This is a genomic window from uncultured Corynebacterium sp. (genome assembly GCF_937999985.1).
Taxonomy (GTDB): domain Bacteria; phylum Actinomycetota; class Actinomycetes; order Mycobacteriales; family Mycobacteriaceae; genus Corynebacterium.
Map to the genome: position 1 here is coordinate 1 of NZ_CALLDG010000140.1, position 5,463 is coordinate 5,463.

Here is a 5,463-nt window from a genome sequence, read left to right on the forward strand (position 1 = left end):
AAGATGCCTTCCCGTTTACCGAGACCGAGGACCAGTACAATGCCATCGAGGCCGTGAAGGCCGACATGGAAAAGCCGGTGCCGATGGACCGCGTGATCGTCGGCGACGTGGGCTACGGCAAGACCGAGGTGGCGGTGCGCGCCGCATTCAAGGCCGTGCAGTCGGGCAAGCAGGTGGCCGTGCTGGTGCCGACCACTCTGCTGGCGCAGCAGCACTACAACACGTTCAGCGAGCGCATGCAGGACTTTCCCACCACCATCAAGGAGCTGTCCCGATTCACTACCCCGGCGGAATCCAAGAAGGTCATCGCCGGCATGGCCGACGGCACGGTGGACATCGTGATCGGTACCCACCGCCTGCTGCAGACGGGCGTGCACTGGAAGAACCTGGGGCTGATCATCGTGGACGAGGAGCAGCGCTTCGGCGTGGAGCACAAGGAGCACATCAAGTCGCTGCGCACCCACGTGGACGTGCTGACGATGTCCGCAACCCCGATTCCCCGCACGCTGGAGATGTCGATGGCGGGCATTCGCGAGATGTCGACGATCCTCACCCCGCCGGAGGATCGGCACCCGGTGTTGACGTATGTGGGTGCGCAGGAGGATAAGCACGTGGCCGCGGCCATTCGCCGCGAGCTGCTGCGCGACGGGCAGGTGTTCTACGTGCACAACAAGGTCCGCAGCATCGAGCAGACCGCCGCGGACATTCGCCGGCTGGTGCCGGAGGCCCGTGTGGTGGTCGCACACGGCCAGATGAGCGAGGAACAGCTGGAGACCACAGTGAAGGGCTTCTGGGATCGCGAGTTCGATGTGCTGGTGTGTACCACCATCGTGGAGACGGGTCTGGACATCGCCAACGCCAACACCCTGATCGTGGAGAATGCTCACCACATGGGTCTATCCCAGCTGCATCAGCTGCGTGGCCGCGTGGGGCGTTCCCGCGAGCGCGGTTATGCCTACTTCCTCTACCCCAAGGGCGAGGTGCTGACCGAGACCTCCTACGACCGCCTGACCACCATCGCCCAGAACAACGATCTGGGCGCGGGTATGGCGGTGGCCATGAAGGACCTGGAGATGCGCGGTGCCGGCAACGTTCTGGGCGCCGAGCAATCCGGCCACATCGCGGGCGTGGGCTTCGACCTTTACGTCCGCCTGGTCGGCGAGGCCGTGGAGGCGTTCCGCGCGATGGCCGACGGCAAACCCGTCGATGGCCGGGAGGAGGAAAAGAAGGAGATCCGCATCGATCTGCCGGTGGACGCGCACATCCCGGCCGAATACATCGCTTCGGAGCGCCTGCGCCTGGAGGCTTACCGCAAGTTCGCCGAGGTGCAAGACGAGGAGCAGATCGAGAAGGTGCTCGAGGAGCTGCGTGACCGCTACGGTGAGCCGCCGGAGCAGATTCAGATGCTCGCGGTGCTCTCGCGCCTGCGCCTGTTGTGCCGTGACTTGCAGGTCACGGAGGTGGTGGCCACGGGCTCGAAGATCAGCTTCAGCCCCATCGAGCTGCAGGATTCCACCCAGGTGCGCCTGAAGCGCCTGTTCCCCGCCGCGAACTACCGCGCGACCACCAAGATCGTGTTGATCCCGGCACCGAAGCGCGGCCAGGGCATGCGCGCGGTTCCGCTGCGCGATACGGAGCTGGTGCAGTGGTGCGCCGATGCGTTGACGCAGCTGGCTGGCATCCCGATTCGTAACATGGCGGGTGGCTCAGGCAAGGATAAGGGCACGTCCTAAACACCGACGCGCTAGAATAACCGCCATGTCAGTCGTATTACTAGATCCCCGTTTCCCTGCGATGATTCCCGTGGAGGCCGTCGATCTGCTCCGTGGAGATGTTTGCTACACGGAGGAGGTGCCCATCCGCGTCCGCTGGGTAATCGCGGATCTGGGCGGCCACACGGTCGATGAGTCCGACATCATCGTCACGACGGATCTGGAAAACGAAGCTGTCGTTACCCGCATCGAGGCCGGTGAGGACCTCATCACCGCGCCGAGCCTAAAGGTGCACATGGAGCCCGCCCGCGAGCTGGAGGCCGGTAGCTCTTCTGTTAGTGACGCCGCCGACGGGGACGACGCAGCCGAGATTACCCACTCGGGCGATGGCGTGGTGGACGGTGAGATCGTTGGGACCGACGAGCACACCGCGGCCGTGGCCGGCCTGCGCCGCACGACGCGCACCGAGGTGCCGGCTTCCGTGATGGATGAGATCGAGGACGCGGTGGCGCTGATGGCGCGTGCCCTGCGCCAGGGGGAGTGGGAGCAGTCCATGACCCACACCAGCCTGGTGAAGTTCCTGCGTGAGGAAACAGAGGAGCTGGCCCGCACTATCGACCTGATGGAGAACTGGAAACCAGAGGGCGAAGGTGAGGGTGCTGCGCGCCCGGAGTGGATCGAGCAGGATCTATGCTCCGAGTTGTCGGACGTTTTGCTGCAGGTGCTTTTCCACGCGGAAATCGCCAACCGCCGTGGCGCCTTCGACATTGGCCACGTGGCCGGGGCGTTTTCGGCGAAGTTGCGCGCCCGCGCTCCCTACCTGTTTGAGGAGGTTGAGCGCCAGGTTCCACGCCAGGAGCAGGATCGCCTGTGGGAGGAGGGCAAGAAGGAAGAGGAAGCCCAGCGGATCCGCAGTTTCGGTGAGGAATACCTGCGCTACAGCGAGGCCAAGAAGAAGGCAGAACCTGCACAGCCTAGTCAGCCGGCTCAGTTCCGCCGAGAGCCGCACGCAGAGCGGTTCCCGGCCGTGCAAGCGCCCGCTGAACCGGCAGGCCCGGCAGGCCCTGAAGCTTCGTCCGGCACCAGCGCCCTGTCCGCCGCGGAGGCCGTCATTGCCGAGGCACGGCAGCTGGGGCTTCCGGATAAGGACATCCCGACTGACATCCGTTATCCGATGGTTGGCCTGGAGCTAGATAGCCCCGGTGAGGCAGAGCGCCGCCTCCACGACGCTGTTGCGGCGTTCCGTGAGAAGCTGCGCGCCCAACATAACCCCAAGCAGCCGGGCTACCCGCAGCAGGGCAACTAGCGGCGCGCCAGCAGCGCCCGCACCAGCCCCTCGCGCGGGGCAAAGAGGTAGGTCAGGCAGAAGATCCCCGACTGTACCAGCACAATCGTGCCGCCAGTGGAGACATCCAGGTTGAAGCTCAGCAGGATGCCCGTGATGCAGCTGACCCACGCCACCAACGGGGCGATCAGCAGCATGCGGCGGAAGCGGCGCGTCCACAGGTAGGCCGTCGCGCCGGGGGTAATCAGCATTGCTACCACCAGGATCACGCCGACGGCCTGTGCGCTGGCCACCACCACGCACGCTAGGCACGCCAGCAGCGCCCACCGTATGGCCTTCGTATTGAAGCCCATGGTTCGGGAGTGTTCGGCGTCAAAAGCCCACAGGGTAAACGTGCGTGCATTCGCCAGCAGCACCACAAACGCGATGCCGCCGATGGCCAAAATCTGCCAGAGCGCGGACTGCGTGATGCCCAGCAGGTTGCCGAACAGGATCTCCTGCAGGTGTGTGCCGCTGGGGGTGACGGAGAGCAGCACCAGGCCAAGGGCGAAAAAGGTGGTGAAGATGATGCCGATGGAGGTGTCCTCCCGCAGCGTGGTTCTTTCCTTGACCGAGCCCACCAAACCCACGGCAATGAGGGCGGCGATCATCGCACCGACTGCGAAGGGCGCGCCGAAGATGTAGGCCAGGACCACCCCTGGCAGTACGGCATGCGAGACCGCATCGCCGAGCAGCGACCAGCCCACCAGAATCAGCCAGCAGCTCAGCAGTCCCGCGACCACGGCCATCACGCTGGCGGCGAGCACCGCCCGCTGGACGAAGCTGTAGCTTAAGGGGAACAGGATCGGGTCGAAAACGCTTGCGAGCGTGCTCATTATTGTGCCGCCTTTCCCTTAGTTCCCGTGGTTCCATCGGCCCCTGCAATTGCGGCCGTGGCGTCAGTGCTAAACGTGCGGGTGAGGTTCTCCGCCGTCAGCACCTCATCCAGCGCGCCCTCGGCGATGATCCGGCGATTGAGCATCGCCACGTTGTCGCACAGCTCCGGCAGCCGATCCAGGTCGTGTGTGGAGATCAGCAGCGCCGTCCCGGCCTCCGCCAGTTCGTGCAGCAGTGCGGTGATCTGCGATTGCGACTGCGTATCCACGCCCGCGAAAGGCTCGTCCAGCAGCATGATCTTCGCTTCCTGTGCAATGCCGCGCGCCACGAACACGCGCTTGCGCTGCCCGCCGGATAGGGCTCCGACAGGGCGATCCTGCAGGTCTGTCAGCCCGGTCTGCTGTAGTGCTTTATCGACGATGCGGTCGTTGTTCTTCTTTTCTTGACGCCACCTTCTCAGCCCCCACAACCACGAGCTCTCGGGCAGGAACCCTGCCTTCGAGCGTGCCCGCCGCCGTCCGCTGGCGACGATCTCGCGCACACTGATGGGGAAGTTCCAGTCCACCTGGTCGTGCTGGGGGACGTAGGCCACCGCCCCGCGCAAAGCCGTGGCAGAGTCCGTTCCGGTGTTGACCACAATGCGCCCAGAGGTCGGGCGCTCCAGCCCCATGATGGTCTTGAATAGCGTGGACTTACCCGCACCGTTCATGCCGATGAGCGCGGTGATCTGGCCGAAGTTAAGGCTGAGGTCCACGCCGGTGAGGGCATTGACGGCGCCGTAACTCACGTGTAAATCATCGACGTTCAAAGCGGGGGAGGCGGATGAGCGTGGCGAGTTCATTGGTTAATTCGCATCCTTGCCGGTCAGTCCGTTGACGATGGTGCGGGCGTCATAAGAAAGAAGGTCGAGGTAGGTCGGCACGGGGCCGTCGGCCTCAGACAGTGAGTCGACGTACAGCGTACCGCCGTCGCGGGCACCCGTATCGCGCATCAGCTGCTCCTTCGGTCCGGGTTCGACGGTGGATTCGCAGAAGACGGCGGGGACGTCGTTGTCGTGGACAAAGTCGGCGGCTTGGGTGATCTGCTGAGAAGTGATTTCGCCCTCGGTGTTGACGGGCCAGATGTAGCCCTCCTTCATGCCCATGTCCTCAGTGAGATAGCTGAAGGCGCCTTCGCAGGTCATCAGCGCACGCTGGTGCGGGGGCAGGGCTTTCAGACCGTCCTGGAGCTCCGTCTCCACGTCGTCCAGGCGATCCTTGTACTGCTTGCCGTTGTCTTCGTAGGTCTGCGCGTTATCCGGGCGCAGGTCGCTCAAGGCTTGGACGATGCTGTCCACATACACCTTGGCGAGCGTGGGGCTCATCCAGGCGTGTGGGTTGGGCTGATCGGTGCCCTTGATGTTGATGGGATCTACGCCATCGCTGGCGGTGACGCGCTGGGCTTTGCTGTCGGCGGTCAGCTTGTCCAGCCAGTGTTCCAACCCCAGGCCGTTGTTGATGATGAGCTCCGCGTCGGAGGCGGCGGCGATGTCGCTGGGGGTGGGGTCGTAGCCGTGAACTTCCGCGCCGGGTTGGGTCAGCGAGCGCACGG

At 64.5% G+C, this 5,463-nt stretch carries 5 protein-coding genes; 2 read left to right on the forward strand and 3 right to left on the reverse strand.

All coding sequences use genetic code 11. The features are described from left to right. Both Q0331_RS06625 and Q0331_RS06630 read left to right on the forward strand, forming a co-directional pair. The coding region (locus Q0331_RS06625) for a DEAD/DEAH box helicase (protein ID WP_298075634.1) at nt 1–1,733 on the forward strand (1,733 nt) is incomplete at its 5' end. A gap of 25 nt (nt 1,734–1,758) precedes the next feature. Further along, a complete protein-coding gene (locus Q0331_RS06630) occupies nt 1,759–3,018 on the forward strand; it encodes a MazG nucleotide pyrophosphohydrolase domain-containing protein (RefSeq protein ID WP_298075635.1) in 1,260 nt (419 codons plus the stop codon). Here the strand turns inward: Q0331_RS06630 and Q0331_RS06635 are convergent. From Q0331_RS06635 to Q0331_RS06645, 3 genes are all read right to left on the reverse strand, one after another. Next, complete coding sequence (locus Q0331_RS06635) at nt 3,015–3,872, reverse strand: metal ABC transporter permease (RefSeq protein WP_298075636.1); 858 nt, start codon at nt 3,870–3,872, stop codon at nt 3,015–3,017. The genes Q0331_RS06630 and Q0331_RS06635 overlap by 4 nt on opposite strands. After that, nucleotides 3,872–4,714 carry a metal ABC transporter ATP-binding protein gene (locus Q0331_RS06640; RefSeq protein ID WP_298075637.1) on the reverse strand — a complete coding sequence of 281 codons (843 nt, stop codon included), beginning with the start codon at nt 4,712–4,714 and terminating at the stop codon, nt 3,872–3,874. Before Q0331_RS06640 ends, Q0331_RS06635 begins: the two co-directional genes overlap by 1 nt. Nucleotides 4,715–4,717: 3 nt before the next feature. Further along, on the reverse strand, nt 4,718–5,463 hold a 746-nt coding region (locus Q0331_RS06645), incomplete at its 5' end, for a metal ABC transporter solute-binding protein, Zn/Mn family (protein ID WP_298075638.1).